This window comes from Pseudomonas sp. B414 (genome assembly GCF_055408445.1).
Genome location: NZ_JBUZTQ010000002.1, coordinates 232,798 through 253,995 on the forward strand (window position 1 = coordinate 232,798; position 21,198 = coordinate 253,995).

16 protein-coding genes and 1 other RNA gene are annotated in these 21,198 nt (G+C 58.3%); 9 read left to right on the plus strand and 8 right to left on the minus strand.

Features of this window, described 5'->3' with window-relative positions:
• Window positions 1-37: 37 nt before the first annotated feature.
• Window positions 38-367: a ComEA family DNA-binding protein gene (locus ACZRMH_RS03220; protein ID WP_464012120.1), complete on the plus strand. Its 330-nt coding sequence runs from the start codon at window positions 38-40 to the stop codon at window positions 365-367.
• A gap of 57 nt (window positions 368-424) precedes the next feature.
• Here the strand turns inward: ACZRMH_RS03220 and ACZRMH_RS03225 are convergent, their stop codons facing one another.
• Complete coding sequence (locus ACZRMH_RS03225) at window positions 425-988, minus strand: TetR/AcrR family transcriptional regulator (protein ID WP_464012121.1); 564 nt, start codon at window positions 986-988, stop codon at window positions 425-427.
• A gap of 137 nt (window positions 989-1,125) precedes the next feature.
• Complete coding sequence (locus ACZRMH_RS03230) at window positions 1,126-1,293, minus strand: DUF2897 family protein (RefSeq protein WP_464012122.1); 168 nt, start codon at window positions 1,291-1,293, stop codon at window positions 1,126-1,128.
• Window positions 1,294-1,523: 230 nt separating this feature from the next.
• On the opposite strand from ACZRMH_RS03230, the gene pyrF reads away from it, so the two are divergent.
• A complete protein-coding gene (pyrF, locus tag ACZRMH_RS03235) occupies window positions 1,524-2,222 on the plus strand; it encodes an orotidine-5'-phosphate decarboxylase (RefSeq protein WP_464012192.1) in 699 nt (232 codons plus the stop codon).
• A gap of 48 nt (window positions 2,223-2,270) precedes the next feature.
• Here the strand turns inward: pyrF and ACZRMH_RS03240 are convergent, their stop codons facing one another.
• Window positions 2,271-3,275: an NADP-dependent oxidoreductase gene (locus ACZRMH_RS03240; RefSeq protein ID WP_464012123.1), complete on the minus strand. Its 1,005-nt coding sequence runs from the start codon at window positions 3,273-3,275 to the stop codon at window positions 2,271-2,273.
• A 195-nt stretch (window positions 3,276-3,470) separates the two neighbouring features.
• Here ACZRMH_RS03240 and ACZRMH_RS03245 point away from each other — a divergent pair, with 195 nt between their 5' ends.
• Window positions 3,471-4,232: an SDR family oxidoreductase gene (locus ACZRMH_RS03245; RefSeq protein WP_464012124.1), complete on the plus strand. Its 762-nt coding sequence runs from the start codon at window positions 3,471-3,473 to the stop codon at window positions 4,230-4,232.
• A gap of 103 nt (window positions 4,233-4,335) precedes the next feature.
• On the opposite strand, the gene ACZRMH_RS03250 is transcribed toward ACZRMH_RS03245, so the two are convergent.
• Window positions 4,336-5,526 carry a benzoate/H(+) symporter BenE family transporter gene (locus tag ACZRMH_RS03250; protein WP_464012125.1) on the minus strand — a complete coding sequence of 397 codons (1,191 nt, stop codon included), beginning with the start codon at window positions 5,524-5,526 and terminating at the stop codon, window positions 4,336-4,338.
• A 227-nt stretch (window positions 5,527-5,753) separates the two neighbouring features.
• Here ACZRMH_RS03250 and ACZRMH_RS03255 point away from each other — a divergent pair, with 227 nt between their 5' ends.
• Window positions 5,754-6,521: a GntR family transcriptional regulator gene (locus tag ACZRMH_RS03255; protein ID WP_464012126.1), complete on the plus strand. Its 768-nt coding sequence runs from the start codon at window positions 5,754-5,756 to the stop codon at window positions 6,519-6,521.
• 377 nt (window positions 6,522-6,898) lie between these two features.
• Here ACZRMH_RS03255 and guaD read toward each other — a convergent pair whose 3' ends face one another.
• The 4 genes from guaD to xdhA are packed head-to-tail and all read right to left on the minus strand — an operon-like array spanning window position 6,899 to window position 12,881.
• Window positions 6,899-8,197, minus strand: a complete 1,299-nt coding sequence (gene guaD, locus ACZRMH_RS03260; RefSeq protein WP_464012127.1) for a guanine deaminase — start codon at window positions 8,195-8,197, stop codon at window positions 6,899-6,901.
• Window positions 8,198-8,205: 8 nt separating this feature from the next.
• Window positions 8,206-9,063, minus strand: a complete 858-nt coding sequence (gene xdhC / locus ACZRMH_RS03265; protein ID WP_464012128.1) for a xanthine dehydrogenase accessory protein XdhC — start codon at window positions 9,061-9,063, stop codon at window positions 8,206-8,208.
• Window positions 9,056-11,431 carry a xanthine dehydrogenase molybdopterin binding subunit gene (xdhB, locus tag ACZRMH_RS03270; RefSeq protein WP_464012129.1) on the minus strand — a complete coding sequence of 792 codons (2,376 nt, stop codon included), beginning with the start codon at window positions 11,429-11,431 and terminating at the stop codon, window positions 9,056-9,058. Before xdhB ends, xdhC begins: the two co-directional genes overlap by 8 nt.
• Window positions 11,424-12,881 carry a xanthine dehydrogenase small subunit gene (xdhA, locus tag ACZRMH_RS03275; protein ID WP_464012130.1) on the minus strand — a complete coding sequence of 486 codons (1,458 nt, stop codon included), beginning with the start codon at window positions 12,879-12,881 and terminating at the stop codon, window positions 11,424-11,426. The genes xdhB and xdhA overlap by 8 nt, the downstream gene beginning before the upstream one ends.
• A gap of 224 nt (window positions 12,882-13,105) precedes the next feature.
• Here xdhA and ACZRMH_RS03280 point away from each other — a divergent pair, with 224 nt between their 5' ends.
• The 5 genes from ACZRMH_RS03280 to ffs all read left to right on the plus strand — a co-directional run bounded on the left by ACZRMH_RS03280 (window position 13,106) and on the right by ffs (window position 21,168).
• A complete protein-coding gene (locus tag ACZRMH_RS03280) occupies window positions 13,106-13,765 on the plus strand; it encodes a GntR family transcriptional regulator (RefSeq protein WP_464012131.1) in 660 nt (219 codons plus the stop codon).
• Window positions 13,766-13,767: 2 nt separating this feature from the next.
• Complete coding sequence (gene smc / locus ACZRMH_RS03285; RefSeq protein ID WP_464012132.1) at window positions 13,768-17,256, plus strand: chromosome segregation protein SMC; 3,489 nt, start codon at window positions 13,768-13,770, stop codon at window positions 17,254-17,256.
• 257 nt (window positions 17,257-17,513) lie between these two features.
• The gene (gene zipA / locus ACZRMH_RS03290; RefSeq protein ID WP_464012133.1) at window positions 17,514-18,392 is read left to right on the plus strand and encodes a cell division protein ZipA; all 879 of its coding nucleotides are present in this window, start codon (window positions 17,514-17,516) and stop codon (window positions 18,390-18,392) included.
• A gap of 96 nt (window positions 18,393-18,488) precedes the next feature.
• On the plus strand, window positions 18,489-20,846 hold the full coding sequence (ligA, locus tag ACZRMH_RS03295) for an NAD-dependent DNA ligase LigA (protein ID WP_464012134.1): 2,358 nt from the start codon (window positions 18,489-18,491) through the stop codon (window positions 20,844-20,846).
• 225 nt (window positions 20,847-21,071) lie between these two features.
• Window positions 21,072-21,168: signal recognition particle sRNA small type (gene ffs / locus ACZRMH_RS03300), an RNA gene on the plus strand.
• Window positions 21,169-21,198 lie beyond the last annotated feature (30 nt).

Below are 21,198 nucleotides of genomic sequence, written 5' to 3' on the forward strand. Positions count from 1 at the left end.
GCTGTTTTCAACTTAACGATGTAATGGAGTGTCAAATATGCGTACTGCTTTTCTCTCTTCGATCTTGTTTGCTTTTATGGTGGGTGTTTCCGGTGTGGCTCATGCTGCACCTGCAGCCGGTGCGGTTGAGACGGTTGTTGCCGCGCCAGTGGTGTCAGATGCAAAAGTAGCCACCATTAATATCAATACCGCTGATGAGGCCACCCTCCAGCGTGAACTCTCTGGTGTAGGTGCAGTTAAAGCCAAGGCGATCGTGGCTTATCGTGAAGCCAATGGTGACTTTACTTCAGCCGAAGAGCTGCTGGAGGTCAAAGGGATAGGCAAAGTCATTTTTGAGAGAAATCGCGACAAGATTGCTATCAATTAAGCCAGTAAAATCAACAGAAAAAGCCAGTCATTGACTGGCTTTTTTTGTTTTGAACGTTCAGAAATGTGGTGCAGATTGCTTCAATGCTGTGCGTGTGGCTTCGAAAATCTTCTGTTTCAGTGCATCACTTTCTGCGCCGCGGGCGAGTACCAATGCTCCTACCAGGGTGGCGAAAATCACAATGCTCTGGTCTTCTGTGTCTGGCCCTTGCAGGGTGGCCTGGATCTGTTTAAGCCTGGCATCGATGACATAGTCCGTGGTTGCACTGGCTTGGCCCTGTTGTGCCATTTCTGCGGACATGGTCGGCAGCGGGCAGCCCTCATGAGGGGACGTCAGGTGCCATTCGGACAAGTACGCATCGATAAATGCGTGTAGCGGCTGCGGTTGGCTGAACAGGTCGTCGCAGATGCGATCCACTTCGCCTGCCGCGTGTTGCAATGCCTTTTCGACCAGGTCGTTTTTGGATGAAAAGTGGGCATAGAAACCACCGTGAGTGAGACCCAGGGATTTCATCAGGGGCTGCAGGCCCGTCGCACCAATACCGTCTCGTCGAAAGAGCCCGGACGCTTCTTTTACGATGCGCTGGTGGGTTTGAGCTTTGTGATCTTGTGAGTAGCGCATGGCAGGTGTCTCTTTATGCAATGGACCATCATAGCTTCGACTTTCAAGCAGATGCAGTGGGTATTGATGCAACTGTATGTAGGTTTTTGCCCAGCGATGCTCATATCTTGGGTTGCAGACCCTGACCGCTTATCTGATTACCTGTCCTTTGATTCTTTGGCGTCCATTTCGGCATTGCGTTCGGCGACGCGTTTGCGTTGTTCATCGGTCAGTTCAACTTTGTTGGCGGTGTCTCGCAAAGTCATCAGGCCGCCTACGATGACACCAATGGCGACGACGAGAATTAACCAGGCATACCAAGGCATAGAGTGTTCTCCTAATTGACAGCATCACCGGGCAAGACCTGCGCAGTGGGCTGTTGTTTATCCTGTTAAGTGAGTAAGTATTCACTGCTTCAAGTGTAGGCCGGTTATTCCTTCATGTGCGGTATAACCTTGGGAATGACTAAAAACGTGAATTTACGATCATCGGGTGCCGGTGAGCGCCTGGTTCCGCTACAATGCGCGCCGATTTCGACCAGCCTGAGAACCCGCTAATGTCCGACTGCCAGACTCCTATTATCGTCGCCCTGGATTTCCCAACGCGTGACGCCGCATTGAAACTGGCTGATCAGTTGGACCCCAAGCTGTGCCGCGTCAAAGTGGGTAAAGAGCTGTTCACCAGCTGTGCTTCGGAAATTGTCGGCACCCTGCGTGACAAGGGTTTTGAAGTGTTCCTGGACCTGAAGTTCCACGATATCCCCAACACCACTGCAATGGCGGTCAAGGCCGCTGCTGAAATGGGCGTGTGGATGGTCAACGTTCACTGTTCGGGCGGTTTGCGCATGATGGCCGCTTGCCGTGAAGTACTCGATAAGCGTGCTGGCCCGCAGCCCTTGCTGATTGGCGTGACTGTACTGACCAGCATGGAACGTGAAGACCTGGCCGGTATTGGCCTGGATATCGAGCCTCAGGAGCAGGTGCTGCGTCTGGCCGCCCTGGCCGAGAAGGCCGGCATGGACGGCCTGGTGTGTTCTGCCCTGGAGGCGCAAGCGCTGAAGGCTGCGCACCCGGGTCTGCAACTGGTGACTCCGGGGATTCGTCCTGCTGGCAGCGCCCAGGATGATCAGCGCCGTATTCTGACGCCGCGTCAGGCGCTGGATGCCGGTTCTGACTATCTGGTGATCGGTCGCCCGATCAGCCAGGCAGCAGACCCGGCCAAGGCGCTGGCGGCTGTGGTCGCCGAGCTGGCTTAAAGCACGGTGTGGGAGCTGGTCAGCCAGCTCCCACAGCCAGTCTGTGTGTCAGACCTTCAACACCAGCTTGCCGTTGTTTTCCCCGCTAAACAGTTTCATCAGGGTTTCCGGAAACGTTTCCAGCCCTTCGACAATATGCTCTTGGCTTTTTAGCTGGCCCTTGAGCAGCCATCCCGCCATTTCCTGCCCGGCCGCTGCATAGCGATCGGCGTAGTCCATCACCACAAAGCCTTCCATGCGCGCGCGATTGACCAGCAGTGACAAGTAGTTGGCCGGGCCTTTTACCGCTTCCTTGTTGTTGTACTGGCTGATTGCGCCGCAGATGATGACCCGTGCCTTGAAGTTAAGGCGGCTCAATACCGCATCGAGAATATCCCCGCCCACGTTGTCGAAAAACACGTCAACGCCTTTAGGGCATTCACGCTTGAGGCCTGCGAGTACGTCTTCGCTCTTGTAGTCAATCGCGCCGTCAAAACCGAACTCGTCGACCAGCCTTGCACATTTCTCCTTGCCGCCGGCAATGCCGACTACGCGACAGCCCTTCAACTTGGCGATTTGCCCGGCAATGCTGCCAACAGCACCCGCTGCCCCGGAGATCACCACGGTGTCTCCTGCTTTCGGTGCGCCGACGTCCAGCAACGCGAAGTAGGCAGTCATGCCGGTCATGCCCAGGGCGGACAGATACACCGGTAGAGGAACCAGTTTCGGGTCCACCTTGTAGAAACCGCGCGGCTCACCCACGAAATAATCCTGCACGCCCAGGGCACCGTTTACGTAATCACCCACAGCAAATCCCGGGTGTGCGGAGGCAATGACCTTGCCGACACCCAGAGCGCGCATCACATCGCCAAGTGCCACCGGCGGGATATAGGACTTGCCTTCGTTCATCCAGCCACGCATGGCCGGGTCGAGGGACAGGTACTCGTTCTTGACCAGGATCTGGCCGTCTTCGGGTTGCACCACCGGGACTTGCTGGAAAGTGAAGGTGTCACGGGTCGCTGCGCCGACTGGACGTTTGGCGAGCAGGAATTGGCGGTTTGTCTGGTCAGTCATTGCTATAACTCTGTAGAGATTAATGACTGTTGATAGACCTTCTCACGCTGCAGGGCAAGGGAATGCGCGTTTGCGAATAGGTTTTTATCAGCACCAGTGATCTTCATAGGCAGGCTTTTATCACTCGGATAAATAAGCGGCTCGTTGCGCCCGAGCTGTTCGGGGCGCAGATTTACTCTTGTGAGGGGCAGAACAATGGGTATCACATTTGCCGGGCAAGTGGCGCTGGTTACCGGGGGTGGGGCGGGTATCGGCCGGGCTACGGCGCTGGCGTTTGCCGCTGAGGGCTTGAAAGTGGTGGTGGCAGATCTTGACAGGGCAGGTGGTGAGGCAACTGTCGAGCAGATCAATGCCATGGGTGGCAACGCTGTGTTCGCAGGCTGTGATGTCACGGTTGAGGCACAGGTCAAGCAACTGATGGAGCAGGTAATCAGCACCTACGGTCGTCTGGACTATGCCTTCAACAATGCGGGAATCGAGATCGAACAGGGTCGCCTGGCGGATGGCACGATGGATGAGTTTGACGCGATCATGGGGGTGAACGTCAAAGGTGTGTGGCTGTGCATGAAGTACCAGTTACCCTTGATGCTGGCCCAGGGCGGCGGGGCGATCGTCAATACGGCGTCGGTGGCGGGGCTGGGCGCTGCGCCGAAGATGAGTATCTATTGCGCGTCCAAACATGCGGTTATCGGGCTGACCAAGTCTGCGGCCATTGAGTATGCGAAAAAGCATATCCGGGTCAACGCTGTGTGCCCGGCGGTGATTGATACCGATATGTTCCACCGGGCTTATGAGGCTGATCCGCGCAAGGCCGAGTTTGCCGCGGCGATGCACCCTGTGGGGCGTATCGGCAAAGTTGAGGAAGTGGCCAGCGCCGTGCTGTATCTGTGCTCCGACGGCGCGGCGTTTACTACTGGCCATGCCTTGGCGGTTGATGGCGGGGCATTGGCGATTTAAGGCTACGGGCTTGTTCGTGATACAGCTGACTCGGTTTTTGCAGCTGGATCGAGTTGATGCCATCGCGAGCAAGCCCGCTCCCACATAGGTTTAAAGGGTTTAGTTAACGGGATTTCCAATTCAGGATCATCAGGGTTAACACCCCCGCCACGATGCCCCAGAAGGCCGAGCCGATCGAGAACAGGGTCATGCCTGATGCGGTGACCATAAAGGTGACCAGAGCAGCTTCACGCTCCCTGGATTCGCTCATGGCAATGCTCAGGCCGTTCATGATCGAGCCGAACAGTGCCAGCGCCGCAATGGACAGCACCAGTTCCTTTGGCAGTGAGGCGAACAGCGCGGCCAGGGTGGCGCCAAAAATACCGGCAATGCCATAGAAAATCCCGCACCACATGGCTGCGGTGTAGCGTTTTTTCGGGTCTTCGTGGGCATGGGGGCCGGTACAGATGGCAGCACTGATCGCCGCCAGGTTGATGCCGTGGGAGCCGAAAGGAGCGAGCAGCAATGAGGCCACCCCTGTGGTGGTGATCAGCGGCGAGGCCGGGACGTTATAGCCATCTGCCCGCAGTACGGCCATGCCCGGCATGTTTTGCGAGGTCATGGCCACTACAAACAGGGGGATGCCGATGCTGATGGTTGCCGCCAGCGAGAATGATGGTGTGGTCCACACCGGGACGGCCACCTCAAGAGCAAAGCCGCTGAAGTCCAGGAGCCCGAGCATGCCCGAAAGCAGCGTGCCAATCAGCAAGGCTGCCAGCACGGCATAGCGCGGTGACAGGCGTTTGACTATCAGGTAGGTGAAAAACATGCCGATGACCAGGCCGGTGCGGTGTTGCGCGGCGACGAAGATTTCGCTGCCGATCTTGAACAGGATGCCTGCCAGCAGCGCGGCGGCCAGGGATGAGGGGATGCGTTTGACCAGGCGCTCAAAGCTGCCGGTCATGCCGCAGATAATCACTAGCACCGCGCAGGTGATATAGGCGCCGATGGCCTCGCCGTAACTGACACCGCCCAGGCTGGTGATCAGCAGCGCTGCCCCCGGTGTAGACCAGGCGATGGTAATTGGTGTGCGATAACGTAAAGACAGACCTATGCTGCAAACAGCCATGCCGATTGACAGTGCCCAGATCCACGATGAAATCTGCCCGCTGGTAAGGCCTGCCGCCTGGCCAGCCTGAAACATCAGGACAAGGGAGCTGGTATAGCCGGTCATCATGGCGATAAAGCCTGCGACCACCGCCGAAGGTGAGGTGTCTGCCAGTGGATGCAAGCGCGGCTGCGTGGCGTCGTTCATTGAACGGTCTTCCTTGTGTGCTATATGAGTTGGAGCAGGCCACTAGCCTAAACGTAAAGGTTGCATTCAGTTGCGATACAGCCGGGTTCGTAAACGACCGTACAGTCGTACTGGCACTCTGCTTTGTGTACAATGCGCCCTGTTTTTTGCATTAATTCCTGGTCGGTGACACCCGTTTACGTACTAACGTAACGCCTTATTCACCGCCGCTTCCCACACGAGTGCCCATGAACGAACAGTTGCAGCCTCTCAAGAAACCATCCCGCGCAGGCAAGGCCGGCCGCAGTGGAACCCAGGACGATATCGTCTACGCGCATATTTTCGAGGCGATCCTTGAACAACGCTTGGCGCCTGGTACAAAGTTGAGTGAAGAGGCTCTGGGCGAAATTTTCGGCGTGAGCCGCACCATTATTCGTCGTGCCTTGTCGCGTCTGGCCCATGAGGGGGTTGTGCTGTTGCGACCCAATCGCGGTGCGGTGGTGGCGAGTCCGAGCGTAGAAGAAGCGCGCCAGGTGTTTTTGGCCCGCAGGTTGGTTGAAAAGGCCATCACTGAATTGGCGGTGGTGCATGCCACGGCTGACGATCTGGCGCAATTGCGCAAGATGGTACAGGACGAGCGCGACAGTTTTTCGCGGGGTGATCGGGGTGCTGGTATTCGTCTGTCAGGCGAGTTCCACCTCAAGCTGGCCGAAGCGGCCAAGAATGCGCCGCTGATCAGCTTCCAGCGCAGCCTGGTGTCGCAAACTTCGCTGATTATTGCCCAGTACGAGAGTGGCAACCGTTCACACTGTTCTTATGATGAACACATGCAGTTGATTGATGCTATTGAAGCGCGTGATGCCGCCCAGGCAGTGCACTTGATGATGCATCACATGGATCATATCGACAGCAAGCTCAACCTCGATGAAGAAAGCGCTTCGGATGACTTGCATGCGGTGTTCTCGCACTTGCTGCAAACCAAGGGCAAAAGCCCCCGGCCTGCGGCCAAGCTCTAAACACCGCATGTAATGTGGGAGCGGGCTTGCTCGCGATGCAGGCGACGCGGTCGGGCAGGCAAACGGCAGTGATGCCATCGCAGGCAAGCCAGCTCCCACAGGTTTTGCAGTGCTCACAAAATTCGAGCCTTGCAGGGTTCACTGTGGGAGCGGGCTTGCTCGCGATGCAGGCGGCGCGGTCTGGCAGGCAAACGGCAGTGATGCCATCGCAGGCAAGCCAGCTCCCACAGGTTTTGCAGTGCTTACAAAATCCGAGCCTTGCAGGGTTCACTGTGGGAGCGGGCTTGCTCGCGATGCAGGCGACGCGGTCTGGCAGGCAAACGGCAGTGATGCCATCGCAGGCAAGCCACACAGGTTTTTATGTAATGCCCGCTGCCTCAGCGCTGATGCACCAGATTGCCCGCCGCATAGGTCTGTTGCACGGTGCGGTCATCGCCCAGGGTCATCAGCACAAACAGCGTTTCGGCAATGTTTTTTGACTGTTTGAGGCGATAGCTCATTAGTGGTGTGGCGTTGTAATCCAGTACCAGGAAGTCAGCATCACTGCCCGGTTGCAGATTGCCGATCCTGTCTTCCAGACGCAGTGCCCGCGCGCCGCCCAGTGTGGCCAGATACAGCGACTTGAACGGGTTCAGGCGTGCACCCTGCAACTGCATGACCTTGTAGGCTTCGTTCAGGGTGTTGAGCAGTGAGAAGCTGGTGCCTGCACCCACATCCGTGCCCAGGCCGACATTCAGTTTGTGTTTCTCGGCCATCGGCAGGTTGAACAGGCCACTGCCCAAAAACAGGTTGGACGTCGGGCAGAACGCCACCGCTGAGCCCGTTTCGGCCAGTCGCGCACACTCCTCATCACACAGATGCACACCGTGGGCAAATACCGAACGTTCGCCCAGCAGTTGGTAGTGATCGTACACATCCAGATAGCCTTTACGCTCCGGGAACAGCGACTTGACCCACTCGATTTCCTGAAGGTTCTCGCTGATATGGGTGTGCAGATACACATCCGGGTATTCGCCCAGCAACTTGCCCGCCAGGGTCAATTGCTCCGGGGTGCTGGTCGGCGCGAAACGCGGGGTTACTGCGTAGTGCAGACGGCCTTTGCCGTGCCAGCGTTCGATCAGAGCCTTGCTTTCGCTGTAGCCCGTTTCTGCGGTGTCTGTCAGATAGTCCGGCGCATTGCGATCCATCATCACCTTGCCGGCGATCAGGCGCAGGTCCAGTCGTTGCGCGGCCTCAAATAGGGCGTCGACTGACTGCGGGTGCACGCTGCCGAATACCAGGGCCGTGGTGGTGCCGTTGCGCAGCAGTTCTTTCAGGAAAACGTCAGCGACTTCGTCAGCATGAGCCTTGTCGGCGAACTGGTTTTCGCATGGGAAGGTGTAGGTGTTGAGCCAGTCGAGCAGTTGCTCGCCGTAGGCACCGATCATCCCGGTTTGTGGGAAGTGGATATGGGTGTCGATAAAGCCGGGGGTGATCAGTGCGTCTTTGTACTCGGTGACTGCAACGTCGGCGGCCAGCGTGCCCAGCAGCTCGTTGGCCGGGCCAACCGCCTTGATCTGGCCGTTGTCGACCACCAGCAAACCGTCTTCAAAATATTCATAGGAGGCCTCGATCCCGACTTCGGCGGGGTCGGCGATGCTGTGCAAAATGGCGGCGCGATAGGCTTTACAGGTCATGACAATTCTCAGTGTGTGGCATGGCTGCGTCGCGAAGACGGCAGCAATTGTTTAATGGATTCAGATGACGCGCTGTCGGCGCTCGCAGTGTGCTGGCCGAAATGGGTGTTGTAAGTGGCGATGATTTCGCCGGCGATGGAAATCGCGATTTCAACCGGCAGTTTGCCTTTGACTTCGCTCAAGCCCATCGGGCAGCGCATTCGCTGCAAATTTGAGGCGCCGATACCGCGCTCACGCAGGCGATGTTCGAACTTCACACGTTTGGTTTTGGAGCCAATCAAGCCGAAGTAGGTAAAGTCGTTGCGTTTGAGCAGGGCCGCGCTGAGTTCCAGGTCCAGGGCGTGATTATGCGTCATGACGATGCAGTAGCAACCCGCTGGCAATCCATCTACCTCGTCGACGGGCTCATCGGTGACGATTTTTTCCACGCCTTGAGGGATCGGGGCAGGGAATTCCTGCTCCCGCGAGTCGATCCAGCGCACCCGGCATGGCAGGCTGGCGAGCAACGGCACCAGTGCCCGGGCCACATGCCCGGCGCCAAATACGGCGATCTGCGCCTGCACCTGGCCCATGGGCTCGAACAGCAGCACGGCCACGCCGCCACAGCACTGACCCAGGCTGGCACCGAGGCTGAAACGTTGCAAATGGGTGTCTTGCTTGCCGCTGCTGAGCATCTGCCGGGCAATTTCCATGGCCTTGTATTCCAGGTGGCCACCGCCGATGGTGTCGAATATCTGTTCGGCGCAAATCACCATCTTCGAGCCGGCATTACGCGGGGTTGAGCCTTGCTCTTCGATAATGGTCACCAGCACGCAAGGTTCACCTCGCTGCTGCAGTTGGGCCAGGGCGCTGATCCAGTTATTCATGCTGCTCTCCCGACAGGATTTTGCGCATTTGCTCACAGCCCCACAGCACCCGTTCCGGTGTCGCTGGTGCATCTATCGCCGGTTGCACGCGGTAGTCAGCCAGGCTCGCAACGGCGTCCTTGATTGCGCACCAGGCGGCGATACCCAGCATAAACGGCGGCTCGCCGACGGCTTTGGAGTGGAACACGGTGTCTTCGGGGTTTTTGCGGTTTTCCACCAGGGTGACGCGCAGGTCCAGTGGCATGTCCGCCACCGCCGGGATTTTGTAGCTGGCCGGGCCATTGGTCATCAGCTTGCCCTTGGCGTTCCATACCAGCTCTTCCATGGTCAGCCAGCCGGCGCCCTGAATATAGCCGCCTTCGACCTGGCCGATATCAATGGCCGGGTTCAGCGATGCGCCGACATCGTGGAGGATATCGGTGCGCAGCATTTTGTATTCGCCGGTCAGGGTATCGACGATCACCTCGGCGCAGGCGGCGCCAAAGGCAAAGTAGTAAAACGGTCGGCCGCGTGCCTCAGTGCGGTCATAAAAGATTTTCGGGGTTTTGTAGTAACCGGTGCTCGACAACGATACCTGACCGAAATAGGCCTGCTGGATCAGTGCTTCAAAGCTGATGATCTGCTCGCCAACCCGCACTTGGCCGTTATGGAAAATCACCGCCTGTTGCTCGACCAGATATTTACTGGCGGCAAACTCCACAAGACGCTGCTTGATGATTTCAGCCGCGTTCTGGGCGGCCTTGCCATTCAGGTCGGCACCGCTGGATGCAGCAGTAGGCGAGGTATTGGGCACCTTGTCGGTGTTGGTGGCAGTGATTTGCACACGGCTGATATCCACCTGAAACACCTCGGCCACCACCTGCGCGACCTTGATGTTCAGGCCCTGGCCCATCTCGGTGCCGCCGTGGTTAAGGTGGATGCTGCCATCGGTGTAGATGTGGATCAGGGCGCCGGCCTGGTTAAGGAAGCTGGCGGTAAAGGAAATGCCGAATTTGACCGGGGTCAGGGCCAGGCCTTTTTTCAGGATCGGGCTGCTGGCGTTGAATGCCTTGATTGCTTCGCGGCGCTCGGCGTACTGGCTGCTGGCCTCAAGGTCGGCGGTCATTTCTTCCAGCAGGTTGTGCTCCACGGTCTGGTAGTAGTGGGTTACGTTGCGCACGGTCTTGCCGTAGTAGTTGGCCTTGCGCACGGCCAGCGGGTCGAGGCCCAGATGGCGGGCAATATGGTCCATGACTTCTTCAATGGCGACCATGCCCTGGGGGCCGCCAAAACCGCGATAGGCGGTGTTGGACGCGGTGTTGGTCTTGCAGCGGTAGCCATTGATCGTCGCATCGCCCAGGTAATAGGCGTTGTCGGCGTGGAACATGGCGCGGTCGACGATGGAGTTGGACAAGTCCGGCGAGCAGCCGCAGTTGCCCGCCAGGTCCAGGTTGATGCCTTGCAAGCGGCCGCTGGCGTCGAAGCCGACGTCGTACTCGATATAAAACGGGTGGCGCTTGCCGGTCATCAGCATGTCTTCGACCCGCGGCAGGCGCATCTTGGTCGGTTGCCCGGTCAGGCGTGCCACCACTGCGCACAGGCAGGCGGGGCTGGCGGCCTGGGTTTCCTTGCCGCCAAAGCCGCCGCCCATGCGGCGCATATCGACGACGATCTTGTTCATCGACACGTCGAGCACTTCAGCCACCAGTTTCTGCACTTCGGTGGGGTTTTGCGTGGAGCAGTAAACAATCATCCCGCCGTCTTCGGTGGGCATGACCGATGAAATCTGGGTTTCGAGGTAGAAGTGCTCCTGACCGCCGATATGCAGGCTGCCTTGCAGGCGATGTTCGGCCGCGGCCAGAGCGCCACTTGAATCACCCCGCTGATGGGTGTGGGTATCGAGTACGAAGTGCTTCTGGCGCAGCGCCTGGACCACGTCCAGCACCGGTTCCAGGTCTTCGTATTCGATAATGGCGGCCATTGCCGCCTTGCGCGCCGTGTCCAGGTCGCAGGCGGCCACAGCCAGCACGGGCTGGCCGACAAACTCCACCTTGTCGATGGCCAGCAGCGGATCGCCGGGCAGCAGCGGGCCAATGTCCTTTAGACCGGGTATGTCTTCGTGGGTGATGACCAGGCGCACCCCTTCAATGGCGTAGCAGGGCGTGGTGTCGACGCTGATGATCCTGGCGTGGGCGCGGTCTGAAAGCCGTGCATAAAGATGTAGCTGGTTGGGGAATTCAAGCCGGTCATCAATGTACTGCGCTTCGCCTGAGACGTGTTTCTCGGCGCTGTCATGCTTGACGCTGCGGCCCACGCCGGTCTTCAAGTCCTGCTGGAAGAGGGCGGTCAATTCGGCCTGGGTGGGTGCAACCTTGTGATGGTTAGACATAAGCTGTTACCCGCGTCTCAAGATGTGGCGTTTGCAGTTCGATGAAGTATTTGCGCAGCAGGTTTTGTGCGCTTAGCAGGCGGTATTCCTTGCTGGCGCGAAAGTCCGAGAGCGGGGTGAAATCTGTGGCCAGTGCCGCGCAGGCGCGCTCAATGCTGGTGCTGTTCCAGTCGGCACCGAGCAAAACAGCTTCACAGGTTTTGGCGCGCTTGCAGGTTGCAGCCATGCCGCCGAATGCCACGCGGGCTTCGCTGACTACGCCGTTGTCGATGCGCAGGTTGAAGGCTGCGCACACCGCACTGATATCGTCATCCAGGCGTTTGGAGACTTTATAGGCACGAAATACATGGTTGGCGTCGGCGCGGGGTATCACGATCTTTTCGATAAACTCGCCTTCCTGGCGGGCGGTAACCCGGTAATCGATAAAGTAGTCCTCAATCGCCAGGGTGCGTCGGGTTTCGCCTTTACGCAGTACCAGTTGTGCGCCGAGGGCAATCAGCAGGGGGGGCGAGTCGCCAATCGGCGAGGCGTTGCCGATATTGCCGCCCAGTGTCCCCTGATTGCGAATTTGCAGCGAGGCGAAGCGTTGCAGCAGTTCGCCAAAGTCCGGGTATTCAGCCTTGAGCGTGCTGTAGGCGTCGGTCAGCGACACTGCCGCGCCGATTTCAATACGCTCATCAAAGTGTTCGATACGCTTCATTTCGGCCACGTTGCCGACGTAGATCATGACCGGCAACGGGCGATGGAACTGGGTGACTTCCAGCGCCAGATCGGTGCCGCCAGCCAGCAGGCGGGCCTGGGGCTGGGATTCATAGAGTTCGGCCAGGTCACTGATGGTCAGGGGCAGCAGGCAGCGTTTGTCGCCGCTGTTCAGCTCACCGGTCTGGGTCGGGGCTATGCTCTTGAGCAGGGCAATGGTCCCGCTCTGCTGTTCATCGAACTGATCCTGTTGCTGCCCGCAGCAAGCCTGCTCGGCAGCCGCCAGAATCGGCCGGTAGCCGGTGCAGCGACACAGGTTGCCTGCCAGTGCTTCGTGAGCCTGATGACCATCGGCCTGGCCTGCGCTGTTTTTTTGCAGGGCGAACAGCGACATCACAAAGCCGGGCGTGCAAAACCCGCACTGGGAGCCGTGGCAGTCGACCATAGCCCGCTGCACGCTGTGCAACTGGCCCTTGTGCTTGAGGTCTTCGATGCTGATCAGTTGCTTGCCGTGCAGGGCCGAGACAAAGGTCAGGCACGAGTTGAGGCTGCGATAGCGCAACCGTTCAAGGCCTTGAGCGTCGGTGTGCAGTTCGCCCACCACCACCGTGCAGGCGCCACAGTCACCGCTGGCGCAGCCTTCTTTGGTGCCGGGTTTATGCAGGTGCTCACGCAGGTAGTTGAGCACGGTCAAATTCGGGTCCAGCGTGTGCTCGGTGCGCAGCGTCTGGTTGAGTAGGAACTGGATCACGGAAGGCCTCGCATAATCATTATTGTTGTAACGCGGGATGTATTGAATTTAGCTAAAGCTGACCTTTGGGTCAAGAAATAGCGGTCGGTCATCCCGTTGATTGATATCCGGGGGATTTATTTGCGGGTTTCGTGCCATATTCAGGCATTGGGGCTCTGCGCGAGCGCATATCAAGTGCGTTACACTGCGCGGTCTGTACTGATCAAAGATTTTGAAGGAAAAACATGACGTTCAAGGCGCCGGACAGCCTCGCCGAGCAAATCGCTCACCACCTCGCCGAACGCATCATTCGCGGCGAGTTAAAGCCTGGAGAACGCATTCAGGAACAGAAAGTGACGCTGGCGCTGAATGTCAGTCGCGGATCTGTGCGCGAAGCCTTGTTGATCCTTGAGCGGCGCCATCTGATCGCCATTCTGCCGCGCCGTGGTGCCCATGTGACCGAGCTCACGCCGCACAAGGTGCAGAGCCTGTGCACGCTGATGAGCGAGATGTACATCCTGCTCGGTAATGCGGTGGCCCAGCGCTGGGCTGTGCAGGCCGATCTGGGGCCGTTTCTGCAAATCCAGCAGCGTCTGGTCGCCAGCTTTGAGCGCCAGGACATCAGCTCCTTTGTTGAAGACAGCTTCAATGTGATGCGTGCGGCGTACCCGTTTGCCGACAACCCCTATTTGCAGGAAACCGTCGAGAACCTGCATCCGGCCATGAGCCGTGCCTATTACCTGGCACTGGATCAGCGCAAGGCCGAGATGAGCGAGTTCCTGGCGTTGTTTGCGCAGTTGCTCGAAGCCGTACTGGCGCGTGACCTGATGCAAATTCGTGTGGTGCTGAGCCGCTATGCCCAGCGCAGCTGTGCGCTGGTGCTGTCTGCCTTGACGGTTGCCTGAGCGTGCGCCTGACCTGTATCAAGCTGGCCGGCTTCAAGTCTTTTGTTGACCCGACAACCGTTACCTTTCCGAGCAATATGGCGGCGGTTGTAGGCCCCAACGGCTGCGGAAAATCCAACATCATCGATGCCGTGCGCTGGGTAATGGGCGAAAGCTCGGCGAAAAACCTGCGCGGCGAGTCGATGACCGACGTTATCTTCAATGGCTCCACTACGCGCAAGCCGGTGAGCCAGGCCAGTATCGAACTGGTCTTCGACAACTCCGACGGCACCCTGCTGGGTGAGTATGCGGCTTACGCCGAGATCTCGATCCGACGCAAAGTCACCCGCGACAGCCAGACCACCTATTACCTCAATGGCACCAAGTGCCGTCGGCGTGATATTACCGATATCTTCCTCGGTACTGGCCTGGGGCCGCGCAGCTACTCGATTATCGAGCAGGGCATGATCTCCAAGCTGATCGAGTCCAAGCCTGAAGACCTGCGTAATTTTATCGAAGAGGCAGCGGGCATCTCCAAGTACAAGGAGCGCCGTCGCGAGACCGAAAACCGTATCCGCCGCACCCACGAAAACCTTGCCCGTCTGACTGACCTGCGAGATGAGCTGGGGCGTCAGCTGGAGCGCTTGCACCGTCAGGCCCAGGCCGCCGAGAAGTATCAGGAGTACAAGGCCGAAGAGCGTCAGCTCAAGGCCCAACTGTCAGCCCTGCGCTGGCAGGCCCTGAACGAACAGGTCGGCCAGCGCGAAGCGGTCATCGGCAATCAGGAAGTCAGCTTTGAAGCCCTGGTGGCCGAGCAGCGCAACGCCGATGCGAGCATCGAACGCTTGCGTGACGGGCACCATGATCTGTCAGAGCGCTTCAATCTGGTGCAGGGCCGCTTCTATTCTGTGGGTGGCGATATTGCCCGTGTCGAGCAGAGTATTCAGCACGGCCAGCAGCGGTTGCGTCAGTTGCAGGATGATCTGCGTGAGGCCGAGCGCTCGCGTCTGGAAACAGAGTCTCATCTGGGTCATGACCGCACCATGCTTGCGACCTTGGGTGAAGAGCTGCAAATGCTTGAGCCCGAGCAGGAGCTGACCAGCGCCGCCGCCGAAGAGGCCGCCGCCGCGCTGGAGGTGTCCGAGCACACCATGCATGGCTGGCAGGAACAGTGGGACAGTTTCAACCAGCGCTCGGCCGAGCCGCAGCGCCAGTCCGAAGTCTTGCAGGCCCGTATCCAGCAGTTGGAAACCAGCATGGAGCGGGTGGCAGAGCGTCAGCGTCGTTTGGCTGAAGAGCGTGCCTTGCTGGCCGCAGACCCTGAAGATGCGGCAATTCTGGAACTGAGTGAGCAACTTGCCACCAGCGAGCTGACCCAGGAGGAGCTGCAAGCCAGCGAAGAACAACTGGTCGAACGCCTGGAACAAGTGCGTCATGACTTGCAACAGGCCACGCAAAACCAGCAGCAGGCCCAGGGCGAGCTGCAGCGGCTTAACGGCCGGTTGGCCTCGCTTGAGGCCTTGCAGCAGGCTGCGCTTGACCCAGGCACCGGTGCCGGTGAGTGGCTGCGCGACCAGAAGCTTGCCGAGCAACCACGTCTGGCCGAAGGCCTGCGCGTGCAAGCGGGCTGGGAGCTGGCGGTTGAAACCGTGCTGGGCGCTGACTTGCAGGCCGTGCTGGTTGATGATTTTGCACAACTGGACCTGGCTGGCTTTGCCCAGGGCGATTTGCGCCTGTTCAGTGGCGGTGCTCAGGCATCCCGCATGGTCGGCAGCCTGCTCGACAAGGTCGAGGCCGATTTTGATCTGGCGCCGTGGCTGGGTCAGGTCAAACCGGTGGAGACCCTTGAGCAAGCCCTGGCCCTGCGCGGGCAACTGCTTGATGGGCAAAGCCTGATCAGCCGTGATGGCTATTGGGTTGGTCGCAACTTTTTGCGGGTGCGCCGGGCCAGTGAGGCTGAAAGCGGTGTTCTGGCTCGTGGTCAGGAAATCCAGCGTCTGGGACTTGAGCGCGAAGAGCGTGAGGCCACCCTCGCGACTCTGGAAGAGCAACTGCAAAACCTGCGCGAGCAACAGCTTGCGCAGGAAGATTCCCGTGAGCAGGTTCGTCGCCGCTTGCAAGACGAAGCCCGCCAACAGGGTGAGATCAAGGCCAAACTATCGGCCAGCAAAGCCAAGGTCGAGCAATTGACCCTGCGCCGTCGTCGCCTGGACGAAGAGCTGGCTGAGCTGGGTGAGCAGCGCGCACTCGAGCACGAGCAAGTCGGTGAGGCGCGTCTGCTGTTGCAGGATGCCTTGGATGCCATGGCCACCGATACCGAGCAGCGTGAACTGCTGCTGGCCCGGCGCGACAGTTTGCGTGAGCAACTGGACCGGGTGCGTCAGGATGCTCGTCAGCACAAGGATCACGCTCATCAGTTGGCGGTTCGCCTGGGCTCGCTCAAAGCGCAGCACGATTCGACCCGACAGGCCCTTGAGCGCCTTGAAATGCAGGCCGAGCGTCTGGCTGAAAAGCGTGAGCAGCTCAGTCTCAATCTGGAGGAGGGCGAAGCTCCCCTCGAAGAGCTGCGCCTGAAGCTCGAAGAGCTGCTGGACAAGCGCCTGAGCGTGGATGAAGAACTCAAGATTGCCCAGACTGCGCTGGAAGATGCCGATCGCGAATTGCGCGATGCTGAAAAGCGCCGCAACCAGGCTGAGCAGCAGTCACAGCTGATTCGCGGTCAACTGGAGCAGCAGCGCATGGAATGGCAAGCCCTGACCGTACGCAGAACAGCGTTGCAGGATCAATTGCTGGCCGATGGCTATGATTTGCACGGGGTACTTGCCACTCTGAATACAGAGCTCAATGAGCAGCAGGCCGAAGAAGAGCTGGAGCGTATTGCTGCGCGGATTCAACGCCTGGGCGCGATCAACCTTGCGGCCATCGATGAGTACCAGCAGCAATCGGAGCGCAAGCGCTACCTGGATGCTCAGGATGCCGACCTGGTCGAGGCCCTGGATACACTGGAAAACGTTATTCGCAAGATCGACAAAGAGACCCGCAGCCGCTTCAAAGACACCTTTGATCAGATAAATGGTGGATTACAGGCACTTTTCCCAAAAGTTTTCGGTGGCGGCAGCGCTTATTTGGAACTGACGGGCGAAGATTTACTCGATACAGGGGTAACCATCATGGCGCGGCCGCCGGGCAAGAAGAACAGCACCATCCATTTGCTGTCCGGTGGCGAGAAAGCCTTGACGGCGCTGGCATTGGTTTTTGCCATTTTCAAGCTCAACCCGGCACCGTTCTGCATGCTCGACGAAGTCGATGCACCGCTGGATGACGCCAACGTGGGGCGCTATGCACGCCTGGTTAAAGAGATGTCGCAGACCGTGCAATTTATCTACATCACCCACAACAAGATCGCCATGGAGATGGCGGATCAGTTGATGGGGGTGACGATGCATGAGCCCGGTTGTTCACGTCTTGTAGCGGTTGATGTGGAGGAGGCAATGGCAATGGTGGATGCTTGAGCTATAAGCATGTAGGACGATTTTTTTCTTCTTGTAAGAAAATTATCTAAGATTTTACCGGTATGACTTGTAGGTCTAAGGCTATATGGGCCTAGCTCAATGCGACAGACGGTGTAAAGTTATCTTTGGTCGTGTTAATTTAACGTCTAATTTTTTGTACGTGGGCAAAACGCCATTCAGAACATAGAGTTGGCGCCACGTTTTAAAGGGCTTTAGGCTCTTCTTCATAGAATCATTTTTTAGGGGCAAGGGATTACATGGAAATCGGTCTGCGCGAGTGGCTGATAGTCATCGGCATAGTGGTTATCGCCGGTATTCTTTTTGATGGCTGGCGCCGCATGCGCGGTGGCAAGGGCAAGCTCAAGTTTCGTCTTGACCGCAGCTTTTCCAACGCCCCTGACGACGAGCACAGCCCTGAGTTGCTGGGCCCGTCACGGGTGCTGGATACGCCAACCCATAAAGAGCCGCAGCTCGATGAGCATGACTTGCCATCGGTCAGCATGCCGGCGCGGGACAAGGGCAGCAAACGTGGCAAGCGCGGCGGTGAGCCGAGCCAGGGTGACCTGAACCTTAATCTCGATCTGGATGATGGCCCGAGCATCAGTGCCCGTGATGACGATCATGTCGCGGTAGCCAAGCCGCGTGGGCGTTCAGCCCCGAGTGTGGCGGCTGCTGAAGTCAAAGAGGCGCAGTCGCAGCCAGCCGCTGAAGAAGTGTTGGTGATCAGCGTGATCAGCCGTGACCCGGCGGGCTTCAAGGGCCCGGCACTGTTGCAGAATATTCTGGAAAGCGGTTTGCGTTTTGGTGAGATGGATATTTTCCACCGTCACGAAAGCATGGCCGGTAATGGCGAAGTTCTGTTCTCGATGGCGAACGCGGTCAAGCCGGGCGTATTTGACCTGGATGATATTGACCTGTTCAGCACGCCAGCCGTCAGTTTCTTCCTCGGTTTGCCGGGGCCGCGACATCCCAAGCAGGCTTTTGATGTGATGGTGGCTGCTGCACGCAAGCTGTCCCAGGAGCTCAATGGCGAACTTAAAGACGACCAGCGCAGTGTTTTGACGGCCCAGACCATTGAACACTACCGCCAGCGTATCGTTGAGTTCGAGCGTCGCGCCCTGACCCAAAAACGCTGAACGGGTGGGGGCAGGGTGTCTGCCCCCGCGCATATGCAAAATGATTAATACAAGGAGCAGCCTAGGCTGCTCTTTTGCTTTGTGAGAGAACACCCCATGACCGCCGCCAATACCCGCATTCTAGAGCTGCGTGCTGAACTGGATCAGCATAACTATCGTTACCACGTACTCGACGAGCCGAGCATTCCGGATGCCGAGTACGATCGCCTGTTCCATGAGTTGAAAGCGCTGGAAGCCGAGCATCCGGAACTGGTGACCGCCGATTCACCAACCCAGCGTGTGGGCAGTGCGGCCCTGTCGGCCTTCACGCAAGTGCGTCACGAAGTGCCCATGCTCAGCTTGGGCAACGCCTTTGACGAAACCGACATGCGTGAGTTTGATCGTCGTGTCAGCGAAGGTCTGGACTTGCCCGCAGGGGATTTGTTTGGCGGTGGCGTCGAAGTCGAGTACAGCTGTGAACCCAAACTGGACGGGCTGGCGGTCAGCTTGTTGTATCAGGATGGCAATCTGGTGCGTGGCGCTACCCGAGGTGATGGCACCACGGGCGAAGATATCAGCGTTAACGTGCGCACTGTACGCAATATTCCGCTCAAGCTGCATGGCAGCGGCTGGCCCGCTGTGCTGGAAGTGCGCGGCGAGGTGTTTATGTCCAAGGCCGGTTTTGATCGTCTCAATGAGACTCAGCTGGCGGCGGGGGGCAAGACTTTTGCCAACCCGCGTAACGCGGCGGCAGGCAGCTTGCGTCAACTGGATTCGAAAATCACCGCCAGCCGCCCGCTGGAATTTTGCTGCTACGGCCTGGGGCAGGTCTCCGAAGAGTTTTCTGATACCCATATCGGCAATCTCAAGCAGTTGCAGCAATGGGGCATGCCCATCAGTCACGAGCTGAAGCTGGCCAGGGGCATTGCCGAGTGCCTGGACTACTACCGTGATATTGGTGAGCGCCGCGCTTCGTTGCCCTATGAAATCGACGGTGTGGTGTTCAAGGTCAACAGCCTGGCTTCGCAGCGCGAGCTGGGTTTTCGTGCCCGTGAGCCGCGTTGGGCCATCGCTCACAAGTTCCCGGCAATGGAAGAGCTGACCGAGTTGCTGGATGTGGAGTTTCAGGTGGGGCGTACCGGTGCGGTAACGCCGGTGGCACGTCTCAAGCCGGTAAAAGTGGCCGGTGTGACTGTCTCCAATGCGACCCTGCACAACATGGATGAAGTCGCGCGGCTGGGTCTGATGATTGGCGATACGGTGATTATTCGCCGTGCTGGCGATGTAATTCCGCAGGTGGTGCAAGTGGTGCTGGAGCGCCGTCCCGCCGATGCGCGCCCGGTTCAGATTCCTGAAAACTGCCCGGTGTGCGGCTCGCATGTTGAGCGCACGCAACTGATCAAGCGCAGCAAGGGCCGTGAAACCATCAGTGAAGGCGCCGTGTATCGCTGTGTTGGGCGTCTGGCCTGCGGTGCCCAGCTTAAACAGGCGATTATTCATTTTGTATCGCGTCGGGCGATGGACATTGAAGGGCTGGGCGAAAAAAGCGTCGAGCAGTTGGTGGATGAAGGTCTGGTGAGTTCGCCGGCCGATCTGTACACCCTCGCTTTTGAGCAGATAGTAGACCTTGAAGGCTTTGCCGAGCTGTCGAGCAAGAATCTGCTGCAGGCCATTGCCGACAGCAAGCGTCCGACCTTGGCGCGCTTTATCTATGCCCTGGGCATTCCCGATGTAGGCGAAGAGACAGCCAAGGTGCTGGCGCGCTCCCTGGCTTCTCTGGAGCGTGTGCAGCGGGCCTTGCCGCAAGTACTCACCTACTTGCCTGATGTCGGCTTGGAAGTGGCGCATGAGATTCACAGCTTCTTCAGTGATGCGCACAACCAGCAGGTGATTGCCCAACTGCTGGAGCGTGGTCTGGAATTGCAGGATCAAGGTGATCTGGGTGCCGAGTTTGCCGCCAGCACAACATTGGGCGGGTTGATCGACAAGCTGCATATCCCTTCGGTAGGGCCGGGCGGGGCGCAGAAACTGGCCGAGAAATTTGGCACCCTTGAAGGGGTGATCAATGCGGACTGGCTCGATATGCGCCAGGCCCTGCCTGAAAAACAGGCCAAGGCCGTGCGCGAGTTTTTTGATAACCCTGAAAATGCCCGGGCTGCGCTGGAAATCGAAGCGCAGTTGCGTGATTTCGGTATGCACTGGCAAAGCGAGAAAAAGGCCGTGGCAGGCTTGCCACTGGCAGGTCAGACCTGGGTGCTGACCGGCTCGCTGGAGCTGATGAGTCGTGATGTGGCCAAGGACAAGCTGGAGAGTTTGGGCGCCAAGGTCTCGGGTTCGGTGTCGGGCAAGACCCATTGCGTGGTGGCGGGGCCGGGTGCCGGCTCCAAGCTGGTCAAGGCCAATGAGCTGGGGCTCAAGGTGCTGGATGAAGAAGCCTTTGTGGCGTTCTTGAAAGGGCAGGGTATTTCGATCTGACAGGTAGTTGTGGGAGCGGGCTTGCTCGCGATGGTATCGCCCCGGTTTGCCTGAAAGACTGCAGCGCCTTCATCGCGAGCAAGCCCGCTCCCACAGTAAACTCGAACCTGAATCCAAGTGCTTGAACCCATTCATTTTTTTATTCTTGTCAGAGCGGTTGTAAGTTTTTCTCAGACAGGTACAATGGCGCCGTTCGCTGCTAGGCGGATGTTGTTATGGTGACCCTATCGGTCCCCCCGCAACGATTACCCGTGAACCTGGTCAGATCCGGAAGGAAGCAGCCACAGCGGGAACATTGTGTGCCGGGGTGTGGCTGGTGGGGTTGCCTCCATTTTAAAACCCGCAGTTCTGC